Origin of the sequence: Kutzneria sp. CA-103260 (assembly GCF_018263855.1) — a bacterium.
Lineage (GTDB): Bacteria > Actinomycetota > Actinomycetes > Mycobacteriales > Pseudonocardiaceae > Kutzneria.
The window spans coordinates 9001420-9018701 of the sequence record NZ_CP073318.1 but is presented as its reverse complement, the minus strand read 5'-3'; the positions used below and the strand labels follow the sequence as shown (position 1 = coordinate 9018701).

The following is a 17282-nucleotide window of genomic DNA, read 5'->3' as shown; positions in this document are numbered from 1 at the left end:
TCGACCTGCGTGAAAGCGCAATTCCGCTCGTTGGACGAGAGGAATGGTCCTTTCCAAGCGTCAAGGGATTGACAAATGGTCAGAGTGGGGGGAGGGCTGCTAGGGCGTCGGTGCGGCTGACGCCGCTGGCCACGAGCAGGTCGACGACGATGGAGCGGAGCTGGGCGACCATCACCCGCACCGAGAAGTCGTCGGCGGTCAGCAGGTGGTCGCTCTCGTCGGCGGTGGTGCGCAGCAGGGCCCGGGTGCGCACGGGATCGACGCCACGGGCCAGCTCGTCCCGGAGGACGTCGACGGCGTTGGCCAGGCCCGCCAGCACATCGGGCAGCTTGGCCGGCGGCTCCTCGTCGTCCCGCAGCACGGCCAAGGCCCGCCGGGCCAGCACCCGGGTGTTGCGGACGGCGAGGTCGATGGGCCCGGAGGCGCTGCGGTAGCGGTCCAGCTCGCTCCGGTTGCGCCAGCGCAGCGGGGCGATGGTGGCGACCTCGGCGCTGGTGACCAGGGCGGTCTTGAACTCGTCGATGGCCTTCTGGCTGGCCCGTGCCCGGCTCAGCGCGGCCGCGGCGGCGACGGTGTCCCGGTCCGGCACGGCCGCGGCGATGGCCCGCAGCACGCCGGCCAGCTCGCCCAGCACCACCCGGCCGTGCCGGTGGGCCAGGGTCAGCGGATTGGGTGGGAACAGGGCGATGGCGATCAGGCCCATGCCGCCGCCGATCAGGGCGTCGGTCATCCGGTCGAAGCCGCCGCCGGCGGACGGTGGCAGCAGGGTGGCCACCAGCACGGCCGAGGTGCCCGACTGCAGCGCGATCACCGCCCCGCCGTCGAGCAGCACGGCGGCGGCCATGGCCAGCAGCACCACCAGCACGATCTGCCAGGTGCCGGAGCCGATCCGGGAGATCAGCAGGTCGCCGACGCCGACCCCGACGCTGACCCCGACCACCAGCTCGATGACCCGGCGCAGCTTCTGGCCGAGCGCGACGCCGATGCAGGTGACGGCGGCCGTCGGCGCGAAGAACGGCCGGGCGTGGCCGACCAGGTCGGCGGAGACCAGCCACGCGCCGCCGGCCGCCATCCCGGCCTGGGCGATGGGCAGGGCCATCCGCTGCAACCGCCGCAGCCGGCGGCGCAGCTGCGCCCGCAGCCGTTCGAACACGTCAGATCAGGCCAGGCCGAGCGCGGCGGGCGCCTGCGGGTCGCTCTCGGCGAGGAAGGTGCGGCAGCGGTCGTACTCCTCGGTCTCACCGATCTCGCCGGCGGCCTTGGCCAGCGCGGCCAGCGCACGCAGGAAACCCTGGTTGGGGCGGTGCGACCACGGCACCGGGCCGAAGCCCTTCCAGCCGTTGCGGCGCAACTGGTCCAGGCCGCGGTGGTAGCCGGTGCGGGCGTAGGCGTACGCGGCGATGGCGTCGCCGTCGGCCAGCGCGCGCTCGGCGAGCGCCGCCCACGCCTCGCTGAAGTCCGGGGCGGTGCGCGCGACGGCCGCCGGGTCGGCGCCGTCCTCGAGCCGCGCCTGGAGCTCGGGGCGGTCGGGCAGCAGGGTGGGGCCGGGGCCGAGCAGGTTGTCGTTCAGGCTCATGGCCTTATCGTGCCCGACCCACAGCTCCTCCAAAAAAATCCAACGCAGGGAATCAGCTCAGCATGAGCCGGACGATGGCCCCGCCGGCCACCAACACCAGCGCGGTGACCACAACACCAGCGATGACACGCTTGTTCACTTCTGATCACTCCCGTACTCGGTTAGACCGGTGACATTGCCCACTCACCCCCGTCGGAGCAACGCGCGTCACCCACTCGATCGGGTGGTATGCGCCTGATCTCGGTTCGGTCGAAACGGTGGAATCGACGTGAACGAACGACCATGCTCGCTGGCATGAGCACCAAGGGCTGGTCCGTGGCACGCGTGCGCGACCTGTGGACGCTGTACTGGACCCGCGGCACCGCCGGCCGGCAGACCCCGGCCGAGCTGGTCTCGATCATGTACGGCTGGTGGTTCGTCGCCCTGGCGCTGAAGCTGCTCGGCGGCTCGTGGGACATCTCCTGGCACTTCTGGACCATTCGCGACAACCTCGCGCCGCCGCACGACCTGAACACCGTCGGCACCGGCATCGCGGTGGCCCTGGTGCTGTTCCACACCTACACCGGTTACGGCGCGGACAAGACCACGCTGCGCTGGATGCAGTGGGGCACGGGGCTTTTCCTGATCGCCATCCCGATCGACGTGGTCAACCACACCGTGAACGGGTTGGACATCACCACCTGGAGCCCGTCGCACTCGCTGCTGTTCATCGGCACCGCCGGCATGCTGATCGGCGTCGCCCTCGGCTGGCACCGCAACGCGGTCCGCGGCCGCTGGTTCGCGCCGGGCCTGGTCGTGTTGCTGACGCTGGTGTTCGAGGACTTCTGGTTCCCCAACGAGCAGCAGGAGTACGGCGTGCTGGAGATCGCGTCGTGGGACGCGAATCCCGGGCACCCCTACGCCAACCAGGAACTGCTGCAGTTCGCTTCGGACCAGATCCACCAGCCGATCGGCCGAGCCGGCATCGCGCACTTCTCGCTGCCGATGCCGGACTGGGTGTACCCGGTGTGGGGCCTGGGTGTCTGTGTGCTGCTGTTCGCCCTCGGCCGGCAGATCGTCGGCCGGCGCTGGACCGCGACCGCCATGGCCGGTCTGTACGTGGGCTTCCGCTCGGTGCTGTGGCTCGTGCTGACGGCGACGACCTTCCCGCCGTCGGCGGTGCCGTTCTTCCTGCTCGGCGCCGGCGTGGCCGTGGATCTCGTGTTCCTGCTGCCGGTGTCCCGGTGGCTGCGGCCGTTCGTCGGGGCCATCGCCGTCACGGCCGTGAGCTACGCGCTGTTGTTCGGGCAGTCCGTGCTGCTGGCCGCCCCGCCGCAGGCCGGCTGGACCGTCCCGATCAGCGCCGCCGTGCTGGCCGCCCTCTGGCTCGCCGCCACCGCCCTGACCCCGCGACTGACCGCTGCGAAGGCCGCGCCGGCTCAGACCCTGAGGGCCTGAGCCAGGGTTTCCCCCGGCTCCGAAATGGGGGCCATTACCTATTCACGACCGCCGCCGGACACGACAGGATCTGTGGTGCGAGGGGGACCACGGCGGACCAGCTTCCACTGTGGACGTTCGGCGGGGCCTGGGGAGGAGTCCGCCGCGCACATCCGGCTGGCTGCTCTGGCGTTCGGGGCGCCGGGGCAGCCAGCCGGATCGGCAAGATCGATCACTCCTCGTGTCCAGCCGTCGTGACCGGCCCGCGCCGCTGAGCGCCGCCGCGCCGAGCCGCCCAGCCACCCGGTTTCCGCCCTCGGAACGCCGTCGAGCCACCCCCGCGGCAGCCGGCCCGCCGTAGCCGGATTTGCCGGCGGCCACCCGTTCCCGGATCCACAACGCCGTGTCCAAACGGATTTCTCCGGCCGACGGTGATCAGCACCGATATCACCCGCCGAATTCGCCCCTCCGGCATTACACTGCGAGGTCAGCGATGAACGGGGGGTCATGGCTTCAGGCTTCGATTACCGAGTGCTGGGACCGTTGGAAGTCGGCTACAACGGCGTCGCGGTCACGGTCGGCGCGGCCCGCCAGCGCACCCTGCTCGCCGTCCTGCTCATGCACGCCAACCAGGTCGTTTCGCTCGACGAGCTGGTGCGCAACGTGTGGGAGGAACACCCGACCGCCGGCGCCCGCACCACCGTGCAGAACTATGTGATGCGACTGCGAAACGCTTTGCGCGGGGTCGCCGGAACATCACCGATCGTCACTGCTTCCGACGGTTACCTGATCGCCGTCGACGAGTCCGAACTCGATGTCGGGCGGTTCCGCCAGCTGGTCGAGCAGGCTCGCGGCAGCGAACCGGAAATGGCCGCGAAGCTTCTCACCGATGCCCTCTCACTGTGGCGCGGAGACCCGCTGGCCGATGTCCAGTCCGAGACGCTGCGGCGGGAAGTGGTCCCCCGACTCACCGAGCAGCTGCTGTCCGCCGCGGAGCTGCGCTTCGACGTCGAACTGGGCCTCGGCCGGCACAACGGGATCATCGGGGAGCTGCGTGACTTCACCGCGCGTAACCCCCTGCGGGAGCGGTTCTGGGCCCAGCTGATCACCGCCCTGTACCGCTCCGGCCGCCAGGCCGAGGCGCTGCAGGCGTTCCAGGACGTGCGCGCCGTGCTCGCCGACGAACTCGGCATCGACCCCGGTCCCGAACTCCTGGAGCTGCACCGGCAGGTGCTGGCCGGCGACCCCGCGCTGGCCGCCCTCACCACCCGCCAGCCGCTGCCCCGCCAGCTGCCGCCGCCGGTGGGCGGCTTCGTCGGTCGGGCCGCCGAACTCGACGCCCTCGACCAGCTGCTCGACCGCCAGCCGGCCATCGCCGTGATCTCCGCCGGCGGCGGCTTCGGCAAGACCTCCCTGGTGCTGCGCTGGGCCCACGACCGGATCGACCGCTTCCCGGACGGCCAGCTGTTCGTGAACCTGCGCGGCTTCGACCCCGCAGGCCCGCCGATGCGTACCGACAGCGCGGTCCGCGGCTTGTTGGAGGCGTTCGGCGTGACGTCTGTGGCCGTGCCGGCCGAGCCGGAGGCACAGGCCGCGCTGTACCGCAGTCTGGTGGCGGACAAGCGAATGCTGATCGTGCTGGACAACGCGTCGGACTCGAACCAGGTGGCGCCGCTGCTGCCCGGCAGTGCCACCTGCACGGTGATGGTGACCAGCCGCAACCAGCTCAGCGGCCTGCTCATCTCCCATCAGGCGACCCACCTGGCGCTGGACGTGCTCAGCGATCACGAGGCGTACGAGCTGCTGACGGCCCACCTGAGCACGCGGCGCGTGCTGGCCGAGCCGGCGGCGGTCGCCGACCTCGTCCGCCTCTGCGCCGGACTTCCGTTGGCGCTCAACATCGTCGCGGCCCGGGCGGCCATCCACCCGGACTTCCCGCTGGCCACACTGGCCGCCGAGCTTTCCGACGCTCGGCTGGACGCGCTGGACGCGGGCGAGTTGTCGGCCAACCTGCGCGCCGTGTTCGCGTGCTCCTACAACGCCCTGGGCAGCGCCGCCGCCGAGGTCTTCGGCCTGCTGGGCCTGACGACCGGGCCGGACATCAGCCTGCCGGCCGCGGCGTCGCTGACCGGGCTGCCCGCGCAGCGGGTGCGGAACCTGTTGCGGGAACTGGAGAACTCGCACCTGGTCAGCGAGCACGTCCCCGGCCGCTACCGGATGCACGACCTGGTCCGGCTCTACGCCGCCGAACGGGGCATGCCCGGACCCGTGCGCCGGGCGGCGATCACCCGGCTGCTGGACTTCTACCTGCACACCGCGCACTGCGGCGAGCTGAGGCTGTACGAGCAGCACGCCCAGCCGATCCAGCTGCTGCCACCCGAGCCTGGCGCGCAGCCGCTCACGCTGGCCGACCACAAGGCGGCGACGGCCTGGTTCGACGCCGAGTACGCCAATCTGGTCGCGACGATGCGCAACGCCGTGCAGCAGGAGCGACACCGGGCGGTCTGGGGGCTGGCCTGGTCGATGAACAGCTACCACTGGCGGCGCAGCCGGCTGACCGAGGATCTCGCGTTCTGGCGGGCGGCGTTGACCGCCACCGAGGCGATCGGCGAGCACGTCCTGATCGCCCGCCGTTTCCTCGGTCGTGCCCTGACGCGCGTCGGCACGTATCCGGAGGCGCTGGAGCAGCTGACGCTCGCCGCCGAGAACGACGATCCGTACGAGCGCGCGCACGCGTTCCACACGTTGGCCTGGTACTGGGAGCGCAGCGGCGACGACGAGGCGGCGCTGGCCGCCGCGAAGCGCGGGCTGGCGTTGTTCCGGCAGGTCGGCAGCTGGGCGATCTCGTTCAAGGCCCTCAACGCGGTCGGCTACTACCAGGCCCGGCTGGGCCAGTACGAGCAAGCACGGCAGAGCTGCGAACAGGCGGTGGAGCTGGCCCGGGACCTCAATCCCGAGGTGGTCTACGGGCTGTACGACAGCCTGGGCTTCATCGCCTACTCACTGGGCGACGACGAGGCGGCGCAGGGGTACTTCCTGCATGCCCTCACCCTGATCCGCCAGATGGGCAACATCTACGAGGAGCCCAACATCCAGGTGCACCTCGGGCTGATCAGCCAGCGGATGGGCAACCGGGACGCGGCCCGGCTGACCTGGCTGGAAGCCCGGCAGAGCTATGCCGCGCAGGCCCGCCGAAACGACGTCGAGCGCGTCCAGCGGCTGCTGGACGCGCTCGACGGGGACTGAGAACCCGGACTCAGCCGGCGATCATGCGACCGCTGGACTTGAGGTGCTCGGCGGCCTGCGCGATGCGGGCGGCCATGCCGACCTCGGCGGCCTTGAGGTAGCTGCGCGGGTCGTAGACCTTCTTGTTGCCGACCTCGCCGTCGATCTTGAGCAGGCCGTCGTAGTTCTTGAAGAAGTGGTCGACGATCGGCCGGGTGAAGGCGTACTGGGTGTCGGTGTCGATGTTCATCTTCACCACGCCGTAGCTGACCGCCTCCTGGATCTCCTCGGGCAGCGAGCCGGAGCCGCCGTGGAAGACCAGGTCGAACGGCTTGCTGCCGGCCTTGCCCAGCTTGTCGGCCACCACGTCCTGGCCGGCCTTGAGGACCTCGGGGCGCAGCTTGACGTTGCCCGGCTTGTAGACGCCGTGCACGTTGCCGAAGGTGGCGGCCAGCAGGTAGCGGCCCTTCTCCCCGGCGCCGAGCGCGTCCAGCGTCTTCAGGAAGTCCTCGTTGGTGGTGTACAGCTTGTCGTTGATCTCGTTGGCGACGCCGTCCTCCTCGCCGCCGACCACGCCGATCTCGACCTCGAGAATGATGTTGGCCTTGGCCGCCTGGTCCAGCAGCTCGGCGGCGATCTTGAGGTTCTCGTCCAGCGGCACCGCGGAGCCGTCCCACATGTGCGACTGGAACAGCGGGTTCTCGCCGCGGGCCACGCGCTCCTGGCTGATCGCCAGCAGCGGGCGGACGAAGCCGTCCAGCTTGTCCTTGGGGCAGTGGTCGGTGTGCAGCGCGATGTTGACCGGGTACTTGGCCGCCACCACGTGCGCGTACTCGGCCAGCGCCGACGCGCCGGTGACCATGTCCTTGACCTTGGTGCCGGACAGGAACTCGGCGCCGCCGGTGGAGACCTGGACGATGCCGTCGCTCTCCGCCTCGGCGAAGCCGCGCAGCGCCGCGTTCAACGTCTCCGAGGAGGTCACGTTGATCGCCGGGTAGGCGAACTCGTTCGCCTTCGCCCGGTCCAGCATCTCGGCGTAGACCTCGGGGGTCGCGATCGGCATCGGTGGTCACTCCTCGGGATTTCGACGTTTCCGCGCACCATCCTACGAGGGGGCCCGCCGGCGGCGAACCGCCGAGCGCACCCGCCCGCTGGAACGATACAGTCAGCGTCGCCCGAGCGACATGCCCGGTTTCAGGCGGCGATGGCCAGCACCGGTTTGCGTAGGCCGGTCCAGCCGACCACGCGATTTCGCCCGGTGTTCTTCGCTTCGTAGAGCGCGGCGTCCGCGGCCAGCAGCAGCGGCTCGATGTCGTCGCCGGCGGCGGGGAAGGTCGAGACGCCGATCGACGCCGACAAGTTTCGGATCAGGGTCGTGCGGCCTTCGACCGGAGCCTCCACGACCAGCTGCGTCACCGCGTGCCGGATCCGCTCGGCCACGCCGATGCCGTCGTCCTCGTCCATGCCCGGCAGCAGCACCACGAACTCCTCGCCGCCGAACCGGCCGACCGAGTCGTAGTCGCGCACCTCGCCGGAGATGGCGTCCGCGACCGCCTTCAGCACCGCGTCCCCGGCCACGTGGCCGTAGGTGTCGTTGACCTTCTTGAAGTGGTCCAGGTCGACCATCAGCACGCCGAAGCCCTCCTTGGCGCGCAGCGCCCGAGAACGCTCACGGTTGGCGTTGCGGTGCCAGCCCTCGCTGTTGAACAGGCCGGTCTTGCTGTCCTTGCGGGACTTCTCCTCGACCTGCTTGAGCAGCACCGAGCGGTGCAGCATCAGCACCGGCGGGAAGGCCAGCACCGCCAGCGTCGGGCTGTAGCCGACGGCGAAGGCCAGCAGCGAGCCGTAGAACAGGGTGGAGATCTCCAGCATGTGCTTGCTGGGATCGCCGAAGACCTTGCGCACGGTCACGCCGGGCGCGCCGTAGAGGTGCACGCGGGTGGCGATCAGCGCGACGTCGACGCTGGTGTAGACGACCAGGGCCAGCAGGATCACGCCCACCGTGGTGCTCACCGAGGCGCCGAACAGATGGCCGGGGCCGCCGATCAGGGCGAGCACCTGCTGCGCAGCCAGCGCGGACAGCACCAGCACGGCGATGGAGAAGATGCGCCGGTGCAGCGCGATGAAGGTGCTGCGCCACTGGTAGTGCCCGTACACGAGCACCAGCAGCAGGCCGACCAGCGGCAGCGGCAGCAGCAGCGCGCCGGCGAACAGCCACACGGAGCACAGGTCGACGTGGCCGGGGCCGGACACCTCGCGGCGGCCCCGCTCGATGCCCCGGGCCAGTTCGTTGTGCGCCACCGCGCAGAGGACGAGCACCCCCAGGGTCAGCCACTGGGACTGCTCGACCGTGGCGGTGGTCATCGACCACGCCAGGGCGCCGAGCGCGAGAAAGACGACCAACAGCTGGTAACGCATGGCCCGCACCGGAACAGTCAGCAGTGAACCGCGCTCACCGATGATCTGCCTAGCTGTTTTGCCCGCCATTGTCGTCCCCTCTGTCGCGCTCGAGCACGAATAGGCATCTACCCTTGTCCTGACCCTGGTATGGGCCGCATTGCAAGTGCAGACTGTGCACGGAAGTTTGTCCCGAGTTGATCTGGGAGGGGGCCTCGCCCATGACCGTATCCAAGAGACGCAGCAGCTGGGAGTAGTCGGCCCCGTAGGCGGGTCGGTTACTTCCGGCCCGCCTAAGCTGCGGTTCCCGCAGGTCCATGGCTCACCTCCGCGAGGTTGACCCGCTGCCAGGCGACGGTCAGCACCGCCCCCAGCACCAGCGCGACCGCGCCGGCCACCCCCAGGGCCCCACCGGGCCCCAGCCGGTCGGCGACCACGCCGCCGAGCGCCAGACACACGCCCTGTGACGCGATGTAACCCGAGGTCATCAGCCCGACGACCTGGCCACGGGTGGCCTGCGGCGAGCGCTGGATGAACGTCGCGGGCGCCACCACCATGTAGGACGCCGCCGCCCCGGACAGGGCGAACAGCACGCACGCGACGATCAGGTTCGACTGCCACACGCAGAGCACCAGCGGCAGTCCGGACAGGCCGGCCAGCGGCGCCATGAGCTTCAGCCGAACCGCCGGCTGGAGCTTGGTGATCAGAAAGGCGCCGATGATGGCGCCGACCGGGGACGCCGCCAACAACCAACTACCGGCCGTCGGATCCGCGCTGATCCGGGAAGCGAACGGAACGGCGAGACCGTCCGCGGTGACCGGCAGCCCGATCATCCAAATGATCCAGATAAGGGTGCGCAGCTGCCGGTCGGCAAAGACCAGTCGCGCTCCGCGACGAGTCGACTCCAGAAGTGATATCGACTTAGCGTCACTATTCGCTGCCGGACGGTGACGAACGCCGACGAAAAGGACCGCGGCGGACACGAAGAAGCTCGCCGCATTCACCGCGAGTGAGCCGTAAGGGGTCAGCAGGGTCGTCAGGAAGCCGCCGACGGCGAAGCCGCCCACTTGGGCGATCTGTCCGACGATTTGCCGCAGGCCCTGACCGACCGTGAGCATGTCGCCCGCAAGAACGTCGGCCAACAAGGCTCCGCGCGCCGCGTTCGACGGCGAACTAAGCAGTTGAGCGACGAAAATAAGGGGAAACATGGCCCATAGCGGAACGAACGGCAACGCCATCACGGTCATCACCGCGCCGCGGGACAGATCGCAGACAATCATGACCTCGCGCCGCGGATACCGGTCGGCCAGACCGGCGAGCAGCGGCCCGAGCAAGGCGGGCAGGAAGGTCAGGGCGAACGTGAACGCGGTCAGCGCCGCGGACTGCGTCCGCACGTAGACCAGCACCGACAGGGCGACCCGAGCCACCTGGTCGCCGGCACTGGAAACGAGCTCGGCCAGCCACAAGGCCCGGAACTCGCCGTTGGCGAAAACATCCCGGTACCTGGCAGCGCGCCCGGTCCCCTCCAACTTGCGCCCCTCGTCCCCCGTACCCCGCCCTCCCAGTAGCGGAGACAGTTCGTTTCCTTGTCGATTGGTCCGGCAGCCCGTCACCCCTGGCAGGCTCTTCCTCTCTCACCGTAGCCAGCGATATCCCGGCAACCCAGCTCGTTCAGATATCGATCGCGTCATTCACAGTTGACTTTCCGTGATCGTACGGTCGCAGCGGCGATCCGCAAAGGGGTGACCGAGAGTTCGGGTCAGTCGGCCATGCCCGGCCGATCATCCCCGGCTGGACGGGGTGGTTCAGGACTGTGTTCGAATGCCGCGAAAGATCGGAACATCCGACCTTGACGCCGGCCCTCTTCGACCGAACGGCCCGCGGGAAACGCCGTTCTCGACCAGTGGCCCCTTATCTGGATCAAGGGGGCGACTTCGGGGCACGACCTGGTGCCCGTTCGGTCCGCACCGACCGGGACAGCTGATTGAACTCGCCAGTAGCTTACTGACGGTAGGTTGCGTTACCGTGCTCGGGGAAGCCGTCCTGAGGAGGCGCACGTGGGCACGAACAACACGCTGGCCGGCAAGGTTGTGCTGATCACCGGCGCGGCCAGGGGGATCGGGGCCGAAACGGCCCGGCGGCTGTCCGCGCTGGGGGCCAAGGTCGCCCTGGTCGGCCTGGAGCGTGAGCTGCTGGAGGCCACCGCCAAGGAGTGCGGCCCGGAGGCCGGCGCCTGGGAGGCCGACGTCACCGACTGGGCGGCGCTGGAGGCGGCGGCGGCCGGCGTGGTGGCCCGCTACGGCCGCATCGACGTGGTGATGGCCAACGCCGGCATCGCGGCCACCGGCTTCGTCCGGTCCATCGACCCGGCGGCCTTCGAGCGGACCATCGAGATCAACCTGCTCGGCGTGTGGCGGACCGTGCGGGTCTGCCTGCCGCACCTGATCGAAAGCCGCGGCTACTGCCTGGTGGTGTCGTCGCTGGCGGCCATCTCGCACGCCCCCGGCATGGCGGCCTACGCGGCGAGCAAGGCCGGCGTCGACGCGTTCGCGGACAGCCTGCGCGCCGAGGTCCGCCACCTGGGCGTGGACGTGGGCACGGCCTACTTCTCCTGGATCGCCACGGACATGGTCAACAGCGCCGACCAGCACCCGGTGTTCGGCAAGATGCGCAGCCGGCTGCCCGGCCCGATGGGCCGCACCTATCAGGTGTCCGACGTGGGCAAGGCCGTGGTGCTGGGCATGAACCGGCGGGCCGCGGCGATCCACGTGCCGGGCTGGGTCGGCGGCCTGAAGCTGTTCCGCGGCATCGTCAACCAGCTGTCACTGCCGGTCACCGCGATGGGGGCGAAGGACGCCGACCAGGCGGCCCTGGACGACATCAAGGCCCGCGGCACGGAGGCGTCCCGGCCGGTCGGCCCCGGCGGCGCCGCTGCTGTGCTTTCGGCGCCGCCTTCGGCGTCGCGGCTCGGCCGCTCGTGACCGCTGCCTTCCCTGGCCGGATTTAACCCGCCGCATCGGCTCAGGTGGTGGGTTGCGTCCGGTGGCGGCGGGTGAAATCCGGCGACGGTCCAGGCAGCGGCGCGGCCGAGCGCTCTCCTGGGTTGGCGGCCGAACGCGCAGTCAGCTGACCCAGGAGCCGAGGACCGGGGTCCACTCGGTGACCCGGGTCGCGGAGATCACACCGGCCGCCTTGTACGGATCGTTGTCCAGGAAGCCCTTGACTTCGGCCTCGTCGGCGGCTTCGAACACCAGCAGCGCGCCGTCGTCCGCGGCCCACGCGCCGGCGGCCAGCGCCTTGCCCTCGGCGGCGAGCTTGCCCAGGTAGTCGCGGTGAGCGGGGCGGACGGCGTGCCGCCGCGGCACGTCCTCGATGTAGCTGTACTCGACCGCGAACTTGGGCACGACGTACCTCCTTAGTGGGTGTTCGACAGTCAAACTAATCCACCGGTTGGGTATTCTCGCCGCCGTGGACGTGCAGCCGAGCAGTGTTGAGCGGACCCTCTCCAGCCTCCGAGCGGTAGACGGCCCGGAACCCTCCACGGTTGCGCCGCTGACCTTGGAAGATCTCTACCGCCAGCACCGGATGCGCCTGGTCCGGCTGGCGATCCTGCTGGTCGACGAGCCGGCGACGGCCGAAGACGTGGTGCAGGAGGCCTTCGCCGGCCTGCACCGCAACTGGGGTGGCCTGCGCGACGCCCAGGCGGCCGTCGGCTACCTGCGCACCGCCGTGGTCAACGGCAGCCGCTCGGTGCTGCGCCGCCGCAAGACGGCCCGCGACTACACGCCGCCGCACACCGCCAACGCGCGCTCGGCGGAGAGCCTGGCCATGCTGACCGCCGAGCACCAGGCCGTGGTCAACGCCCTGGCCAAGCTGCCGCCGCGGCAGCGTGAGGTGCTCGTGCTGCGCTACTACGGGGACCTGTCCGAGGCCGAGATCGCCGACGCCACCGGCATCTCCAAGGGCACCGTGAAGTCCACCGCCAGCCGCGCCCTGGACGCCCTGCAGAAGGCGATGGCCAACTAGACCTGGAGCACGTCGACGCCATGGTCGCGGAACTCGCGGACCACGGCCTCGTCGGCGTCGGCGTCGGTGATCAGGCCGCTGATCTGCTCGGTCGGGCAGATCCGCACGAACGCGGAGCCGCCCAGCTTGGACGAGTCGGCGACCACCACGACCCGGCCGGACCGCTCGGCCAGCAGCCGGTTGATGGCGGCCTCGCCCTCGTTGCGGGCCGACGCGCCGGCCGTGGGATCGACCTGCTCGACGCCGAGGAAGGTGACGTCCAGGGTCAGCTCCTCGGGGATGAGCCGGGCCAGCGGGCCGATCAGCTCGTAGGACTGGGGCCGCACCACGCCGCCGGTGACCACCAGCTTGATCTGCTGCCGGACGGCCAGCTCGTTGGCGATGTTGAGGGCGTTGGTGACGATGGTCAGGTCCAGGTCGGCCCGCGCGGCCAGGGCCCTGGCCACCTCGGTGGCGGTGGTGCCGCCGTTCAGCCCGACCACGGCCCCCTTGTCGACCAGGGTGGCGGCGGCCCGGGCGATGCGCAGCTTGGCGTCGGCGTGCCGGGCCGTCTTGTAGCGCAGCGGCAGGTCGTAGGAGACCGCGTGGGCCACCGCGCCGCCGCGGGTGCGGGTCAGCAGCTGCTGCTCGGCCAGGTGGTCGAGGTCGCGGCGGATGGTGGCGGCCGACACCGCCAGCTCCTCGGCGATCTCCTCGACCTCGATCCGGCCCCGCTCGGCGAGCAGCTCCAACAGGGCGGTGAGCCGCTCGTACCGGTTCACGATTGACCCTTTCAGTGCGTATTTGTGCACCAGTATGCTTGGTTTCAGACAGTAATGAGCAGTCGAGGGAGCACCGTGAGCGCACACTTCGTGGAGACGGAGATCATCTCGCAACCGGACTGCTGGCGGCGGGCCGCCGCGCTGGCGCCCGACAGTCTGCCAGCGGCGGGCGAGCGCGTCGCGGTGGTCGGCTGCGGCACGTCGTGGTTCGTCGCCCAGTCCTACGCCCAGCTGCGGGAGTCCGCCGGCCAGGGCGAGACCGACGCGTTCGCCGCCTCGGAGTTCCCGTTCTCCCGCCGCTACGACCGGGTCGTGGCCATCACCCGCTCCGGCACCACCACCGAGGTGCTGGACCTGCTGGACCGGCTGCGCGGCACGACGCCGACGCTGGCCCTGATCGGCGACCCGGAGACGCCCATCGTGGGCAAGGCCGACCAGCTGGTGGTGCTGGACTTCGCCGACGAGCGCTCGGTGGTGCAGACCCGCTTCGCCACCTCGGTGCTGGCCCTGCTGCGCAGCAGCCTGGGCGAGGACCTGGGCCGGGCGATCGCCGACGCCGAGCTGGCCGTGGTCGAGCCGCTGGCCGACGAGCTGGTCGGCGCCGAGCAGTTCACCTTCCTCGGCCGGGGCTGGACCAACGGGCTGGCCCTGGAGGCCGGCCTGAAGATGCGGGAGGCCGCCGGCGCGTGGACCGAGTCGTACCCGGCGATGGAGTACCGGCACGGCCCGATCAGCATCACCGGCCCGAACCGGGTGGCCTGGATGTTCGGCACCGCCCCGGAGGGGCTGCCGGAGCAGATCGCCGCGACCGGCGGCGTGTTCCGGGCCGGCGACCGGGACCCGATGGCCGAGCTCGTGACCGTTCAGCGACTGGCCGTGGCGATCGCCCTGGGCAAGGGCCTCGACCCGGACCAGCCGCGGCATCTGACCCGCTCCGTTGTCTTGCGAGGTGTAGACCAATGATGCTTACCTCCGCTCGTGGCTCGCACTAGGTACGTGGTGGCCGTCGACGTCGGCGGCACTGACATGAAGGCCGCCCTGGTCGCCGGGACGTCGACCGAGGCGGCCGTGGTGACCAGCCGGCGCCGCGCCACCCCGCGCGGCGAGGACGGCACGACCACCGCGCACGCGGTGGTCGACGCGATCGTCGAGCTGGTGGCCGAGCTGAGCGGGGCCGTCGACCACGCCGTCGACGCGGTCGGCGTGGTGGTGCCGGGCGTGGTCGACGAGGACAACGGCATCGGCGTGTTCTCGGCCAACCTGGGCTGGCGGGACTTCCCGTTCCGGCTGCTGCTGGCCGAGCGGACCGGCCTGCCGGTCAGCTTCGGCCACGACGTGCGGGCCGGCGGCCTGGCCGAGCACCGGCTGGGCACCGCCAAGGGCCTGACCGACGTGGTGATCATGCCCATCGGCACCGGCATCGCGGCCGCGCTGATGATCGGCGGCCGGCTCCACGTGCACGGCGGCGAGCTGGGGCACGTGGACGTCGGCCACGGCGAGCCGTGCGGCTGCGGACAGCGCGGCTGTGTGGAGACCGTGGCCTCGTCGGCGGCCATCGCCCGCCGCTACTCGGCGCGTACGGGCAAGCAGGTGGACCGGGCCTCCGTGGTCGCCGACCTGGTGCGCCAGGGCGACCCGGACGCCGTCGCCGTCTGGCACGACGCCGTCGACGCGCTGGCCAAGGGCATCCTGATCGCCGCCACGCTGCTCGGGCCGGAGGCCGTGGTGCTCGGCGGCGGGTTGGCACTGGCGGGTGATCTGCTCATCGAGCCGTTGCGCAAGCGGCTGACCGAGCTGATCGTGTTCCAGCGGCAGCCCGAATTGCTGCTCGCCGCCCTCGGCGATGAGGCAGGCTGTCTGGGTGCCGCGCTGATGGCGATAGACGCCGTGGAGGGGTGACGAGTGGCGGACCTGGTGCTGGCCAACGGACGGGTGCTGACGCCCGACGGCGTGCTCGACCCCGGCTGGGTGTCGGTGACCGACGGCCGGATCGACGCCGTCGGCGCTGGCCCGCGGTCCACAGTGTCGATCGACCGGGGCACCGTCGACCTCGGCGGCCAGTGGCTGGTCCCGGGTTTCGTCGACATTCACGTCCACGGCGGCGGAGGCCGGGCCTTCACCGGCCACGACCCGGGTCTGGCGATCGCCGCACACCGCCGGCACGGCACCACCACCACGATGGCCAGCCTGGTGTCCCGGCCGATCAAGGAGCTGGCTCGGCAGGTCAGCGAGCTGGCCGAGCTGGTCCGCGGCGGTGACATCGCCGGCATCCACCTGGAGGGCCCGTTCCTGTCGGCGGCCCGCTGCGGCGCGCACGATCCCCGGGTGCTGCGGCCGCCGGACCTCGACTCCGTGCGCACGCTGCTCGCGGCCGGCGGCGACACGATCCGGATGGTGACCATCGCCCCCGAGCTGGAAGGCGCGGTGGAGGCGACGAAGTTGTTGGTGGACAACGGAGTCATCGTCGCGATCGGACACACCGACGCGGCCGAGGCCCAGGTGGCGCCGGCGGTGGACGCGGGCGCCTCGGTGGCCACCCACCTGTTCAACGGCATGCGCCCGCTGCACCATCGCGAGCCTGGGCCGGTCGGGGCCCTGTTGGACGACGAGCGGGTCACCGTCGAGCTGATCTGCGACCTGGTGCACCTGCACCCGACCGCCGTCCGGCTGGCCGCGCACCACGCCGGGCCGTCCCGGACGGTGCTGATCACCGACGCGATGGCCGCCGCCGGCATGGGCGACGGCGTGTACGACCTGGGCGGGCTGGAGGTCACCGTGCAGGACGGGGTGCCGACGCTGGCCGGCGGCTCGCTGGCCGGCAGCACCCTGACCATGGACCTGGCCTTCCGCAATTTCGTGCAGCAGTGCGGGCTTTCGATGGCCGAGGCGGTCGCCGCGACCGCCGGCCGGCCCGCCCAGCTGCTGGGCCTGGCCGACCGGGTCGGCGCGATCGCGGTGGGCCTGTTGGCGGACTTTGTCGTGCTGGACGAGAAGCTGCGGGTGCTGGACGTGTACCGCAGGGGTTTTCGGGAGGACCGTTCGTGACGCTCACACCGACCGGCGAGATCGTCGACGCCGCTGCCGCCGCGGGCCGTGGCGTGGGCGCGTTCAACGTGATCCAGCTGGAGCACGCCGAGGCGCTGGTCGCCGGGGCGGAGGCGGCGGGCGCGCCGGTGGTGTTGCAGATCAGCGAGAACGCCGTGCGCTACCACGGTTCGCTGGCCCCGATCGGCCTGGCCACGCTGGCCGTGGCCCGGCAGTCCTCGACCCGGGTGGCCGTGCACCTCGACCACGCGGAGAGCGCCGACCTGGTGGCCGAGGCGGTCGAGTTGGGCTTCACCAGCGTCATGTTCGACGCGTCCAAGCTGGACTACGGGGACAACGTGCGGGCCACCGCCGAGGTGGTGCGCCGCTGCCACGCGGCCGGCGTGCACGTGGAGGCCGAGCTGGGCGAGGTCGGCGGCAAGGACGGCGTGCACGCGCCGGGCGCGCGGACCGACCCGGACGAGGCCCGCCAGTTCGTCGAGGCCACCGGCGTGGACGCGCTGGCGGTGGCCGTCGGCAGCTCGCACGCCATGCTGACCCGGGACGCCGCCCTGGACTTCGACCTGATCCGGCTGCTGCGGGAGAAGGTCGGCGTGCCGCTGGTGCTGCACGGCTCGTCCGGCGTGGCCGACGCGGACCTCACCCGGGCGGTGGAGGCCGGCATGACGAAGATCAATATCGCCACCCATCTGAACAACGCCTTCACCACCGCGGTGCGGGCCTATCTGACCGAGAATCCCCAGGTCGTGGACACCCGCAAGTACCTGGCCCCGGGTCGGGCGGCCGTCGCCGCCGAGGTGACCCGGCTGCTCGGCGTGCTCAGAAGCAACTAACGT

Annotated in this window: 15 protein-coding genes; 8 read left to right on the top strand and 7 right to left on the bottom strand. The window is 71.0% G+C overall.

The window, feature by feature from the left end; all coding sequences use genetic code 11:
- Positions 1-79: 79 nt before the first annotated feature.
- Together JJ691_RS39970 and JJ691_RS39965 are read right to left on the bottom strand one after the other, a co-directional pair.
- Positions 80-1153, bottom strand: a complete 1074-nt coding sequence (locus tag JJ691_RS39970; protein WP_249227315.1) for an FUSC family protein — start codon at positions 1151-1153, stop codon at positions 80-82.
- 6 nt (positions 1154-1159) lie between these two features.
- A complete protein-coding gene (locus JJ691_RS39965) occupies positions 1160-1576 on the bottom strand; it encodes a DUF3151 domain-containing protein (protein ID WP_211764673.1) in 417 nt (138 codons plus the stop codon).
- A gap of 294 nt (positions 1577-1870) precedes the next feature.
- On the opposite strand from JJ691_RS39965, the gene JJ691_RS39960 reads away from it, so the two are divergent.
- Both JJ691_RS39960 and JJ691_RS39955 read left to right on the top strand, forming a co-directional pair.
- Positions 1871-3013: a hypothetical protein gene (locus JJ691_RS39960; RefSeq protein ID WP_211764672.1), complete on the top strand. Its 1143-nt coding sequence runs from the start codon at positions 1871-1873 to the stop codon at positions 3011-3013.
- A 510-nt stretch (positions 3014-3523) separates the two neighbouring features.
- On the top strand, positions 3524-6238 hold the full coding sequence (locus tag JJ691_RS39955; RefSeq protein WP_211764671.1) for an AfsR/SARP family transcriptional regulator: 2715 nt from the start codon (positions 3524-3526) through the stop codon (positions 6236-6238).
- Positions 6239-6248: 10 nt separating this feature from the next.
- Here the strand turns inward: JJ691_RS39955 and fbaA are convergent, their stop codons facing one another.
- The 3 genes from fbaA to JJ691_RS39940 form a co-directional block, all read right to left on the bottom strand.
- Positions 6249-7280, bottom strand: a complete 1032-nt coding sequence (gene fbaA, locus JJ691_RS39950; protein WP_211764670.1) for a class II fructose-bisphosphate aldolase — start codon at positions 7278-7280, stop codon at positions 6249-6251.
- Between the two features lie 131 nt (positions 7281-7411).
- Complete coding sequence (locus JJ691_RS39945) at positions 7412-8635, bottom strand: GGDEF domain-containing protein (RefSeq protein ID WP_211764669.1); 1224 nt, start codon at positions 8633-8635, stop codon at positions 7412-7414.
- 272 nt (positions 8636-8907) lie between these two features.
- Positions 8908-10143 (bottom strand): MFS transporter, encoded by a 1236-nt coding sequence (locus JJ691_RS39940; protein ID WP_211764668.1) that lies wholly within the window; start codon positions 10141-10143, stop codon positions 8908-8910.
- A 528-nt stretch (positions 10144-10671) separates the two neighbouring features.
- Between JJ691_RS39940 and JJ691_RS39935 the strand changes: the two genes are divergently transcribed.
- Positions 10672-11595 carry an SDR family oxidoreductase gene (locus JJ691_RS39935; RefSeq protein WP_211764667.1) on the top strand — a complete coding sequence of 308 codons (924 nt, stop codon included), beginning with the start codon at positions 10672-10674 and terminating at the stop codon, positions 11593-11595.
- Between the two features lie 141 nt (positions 11596-11736).
- Here JJ691_RS39935 and JJ691_RS39930 read toward each other — a convergent pair whose 3' ends face one another.
- Positions 11737-12018, bottom strand: coding sequence for a YciI family protein (locus JJ691_RS39930; RefSeq protein WP_211764666.1), 282 nt, complete (start codon positions 12016-12018; stop codon positions 11737-11739).
- Positions 12019-12082: 64 nt separating this feature from the next.
- On the opposite strand from JJ691_RS39930, the gene JJ691_RS39925 reads away from it, so the two are divergent.
- Entirely contained in the window at positions 12083-12640 is a 558-nt protein-coding gene (locus JJ691_RS39925) for a SigE family RNA polymerase sigma factor (protein WP_249227314.1), read from the top strand.
- Here the strand turns inward: JJ691_RS39925 and JJ691_RS39920 are convergent.
- Positions 12637-13401 (bottom strand): DeoR/GlpR family DNA-binding transcription regulator, encoded by a 765-nt coding sequence (locus tag JJ691_RS39920; protein WP_211764664.1) that lies wholly within the window; start codon positions 13399-13401, stop codon positions 12637-12639. The genes JJ691_RS39925 and JJ691_RS39920 overlap by 4 nt on opposite strands.
- A 75-nt stretch (positions 13402-13476) precedes the next feature.
- On the opposite strand from JJ691_RS39920, the gene JJ691_RS39915 reads away from it, so the two are divergent.
- The 4 genes from JJ691_RS39915 to JJ691_RS39900 are packed head-to-tail and all read left to right on the top strand — an operon-like array spanning position 13477 to position 17279.
- Positions 13477-14364, top strand: coding sequence for an SIS domain-containing protein (locus JJ691_RS39915; protein ID WP_249227313.1), 888 nt, complete (start codon positions 13477-13479; stop codon positions 14362-14364).
- A gap of 15 nt (positions 14365-14379) precedes the next feature.
- On the top strand, positions 14380-15300 hold the full coding sequence (locus JJ691_RS39910) for an ROK family protein (RefSeq protein ID WP_256449315.1): 921 nt from the start codon (positions 14380-14382) through the stop codon (positions 15298-15300).
- Positions 15301-15303: 3 nt separating this feature from the next.
- Positions 15304-16446, top strand: coding sequence for an N-acetylglucosamine-6-phosphate deacetylase (gene nagA / locus JJ691_RS39905; RefSeq protein ID WP_249227312.1), 1143 nt, complete (start codon positions 15304-15306; stop codon positions 16444-16446).
- Positions 16443-17279, top strand: coding sequence for a class II fructose-bisphosphate aldolase (locus JJ691_RS39900; RefSeq protein WP_211764662.1), 837 nt, complete (start codon positions 16443-16445; stop codon positions 17277-17279). The genes nagA and JJ691_RS39900 overlap by 4 nt, the downstream gene beginning before the upstream one ends.
- Positions 17280-17282 lie beyond the last annotated feature (3 nt).

What these genes read in the sequence shown, in the direction of transcription:
- fbaA (WP_211764670.1), bottom strand. Translation starts at nt 7,280, where the DNA reads ATGCCGATCGCGACCCCCGAGGTCTACGCCGAGATGCTGGACCGGGCG.
- JJ691_RS39965 (WP_211764673.1), bottom strand. Translation starts at nt 1,576, where the DNA reads ATGAGCCTGAACGACAACCTGCTCGGCCCCGGCCCCACCCTGCTGCCC.
- JJ691_RS39960 (WP_211764672.1), top strand. Translation starts at nt 1,871, where the DNA reads ATGAGCACCAAGGGCTGGTCCGTGGCACGCGTGCGCGACCTGTGGACG.
- JJ691_RS39945 (WP_211764669.1), bottom strand. Translation starts at nt 8,635, where the DNA reads ATGCGTTACCAGCTGTTGGTCGTCTTTCTCGCGCTCGGCGCCCTGGCG.